The organism is Mesorhizobium sp. M7A.F.Ca.AU.001.01.1.1, assembly GCF_004022735.1.
GTDB classification, from domain to species: Bacteria; Pseudomonadota; Alphaproteobacteria; order Rhizobiales; family Rhizobiaceae; genus Mesorhizobium; species Mesorhizobium ciceri.
The window spans coordinates 1-1,622 of the sequence record NZ_RZPF01001016.1; the positions used below are offsets into that span (position 1 = coordinate 1).

1 protein-coding gene and 1 pseudogene are annotated in these 1,622 nt (G+C 60.5%); both read left to right on the top strand.

Translation table 11 applies throughout. The annotated features are described in order from the left end of the window. Window positions 1–525, top strand: a pseudogene (locus tag EN884_RS35260) (tRNA (adenosine(37)-N6)-dimethylallyltransferase MiaA); the annotation flags it as partial. Window positions 526–630: 105 nt separating this feature from the next. After that, the gene (locus EN884_RS35265; protein WP_013531037.1) at window positions 631–1,422 is read left to right on the top strand and encodes a GGDEF domain-containing protein; all 792 of its coding nucleotides are present in this window, start codon (window positions 631–633) and stop codon (window positions 1,420–1,422) included. The last annotated feature ends 200 nt before the right edge of the window (window positions 1,423–1,622 follow it).

Sequence of the window (1,622 nt, forward strand, 5' to 3'; positions counted from 1 at the left end):
GCCGTAAAGCTGCACAGCCTGCTGAGGCGCGAGGATTCGGCGGCCGCCATGATGCTCAAGCCAACCGACAGCCAGCGCATCGTGCGGGCATTGGAGGTTCTCGATGCGTCTGGCCGTTCGATCCTGGAATGGCAGGCAGAGCGCGGCCAGCCGCTCATCGACAGGCAAAGCGCGCGTTTCCTGGTGATCGAGCCGGATCGGGCGGCGTTGGTCGGACGCATCGACAAACGCTTCGACCAAATGCTGGACAAGGGCGCGCTGGACGAGGTCAAGCGGCTTGCGGCACTTGGCCTCGATCCCGAATTGCCGGCGATGAAAGCGATCGGCGTTCGCGAACTGCAGGCGGCGATGGCCGGAGGGATTGGCTTTCCCGAGGCAATCGAACGCGCCAAGATCGCGACCAGGCAATATTCCAAGCGGCAAACCACCTGGTTCAGGCATCAATTGGGGCCGGAATGGCTGAGGTTGCACCCCGGTGATGATCTGGAAACCACGATCTCAGCGCTTGCTTCCGATGCAACCTGAAAAGTTTACCTGCAAGGAAAGGTTCCCGTTGTGGTTGTCCAAATTAACCCTCCGTAAGCCCGCCCATGCCATAAGGTCGATGGGCACTTTTCCAACGGGGAGCAGATGCGTTTCCACAAGGCGGAATCAGCGTTTTTCGTCTTTATATTCGTGATCCTGGCCGCCGGCCTGGTGACGCTGCATGCTTATGGACTTCTGCAGTCCTTCGCCGACGAGTTGCATACGGCTTCGGGTCTGGACAAGGTCATCTATCTCAACAAGCTCTTGTTCGCGACCGGCGTGCTCCTGGCCACCGCGCTGTTCTTCGGCATTTTCTTCATCTATCCGCTGATTCGAAAACAGGCGACGGAGGAGGGCAAGCTGCGCGCCATGACGGTCTCGCTCAGCGCGCGGTCGGAAACACTCGAGCATGCGGCGCTGACCGACGGCCTGACCGGCATGCAGAACCGGCGCTATTTCGATGATGCGCTGAAGGAGTATCTCGAGGAGTTCCGGCGCATCGAAAAGCCTGTCGGGCTGATGATCCTCGATCTCGACCATTTCAAGCAGGTCAACGACACCCATGGCCATGACGTCGGCGACGAAGTGCTCAAGGCCGTCGCAAGCTGTCTCAAGGATATGACGCGCTACCACGATGTGGTGGCGCGATTGGGCGGCGAGGAGTTCGCCGTGGTCACGCCCAACATGGACGCCGAGCTTCTGGGCAAGTTTGCCGAGCGCATCCGCAAGGCGATCGCCAACATGTCGGTGCTGTCGGGCAATGTCCGCCTCAAGATCACCACCAGCGTCGGGCTAGCCGTCTGGGACCGCAAGGAAACAGCGGAAGAGTTCTATCGCCGCGCCGACCGCCAGCTTTACGAGGCGAAGAGGCAAGGCCGCAACCGCGTCTGCGCCTAAAATCCCGTCCCTGAATTCGTGAGGCTGGCCGTCTGGCGCCGTTTTCTGCGCTTCCGATGCTCACGGACTCAAATGTCCGCTCCGCTTCGGTTCTCGAAAACAGCACCACCCGACTCAGCCTGACGAATTCCCTGACGGGATTTACCCAAGCGGTCCAGGCAGGGCGCGAGCTTAGCGCGGCTTCTCAATCGGCCGGCAGA

Coding starts and splice junctions, on each gene's coding strand:
- EN884_RS35265 (WP_013531037.1), top strand. CDS start 631: ATGCGTTTCCACAAGGCGGAATCAGCGTTTTTCGTCTTTATATTCGTG.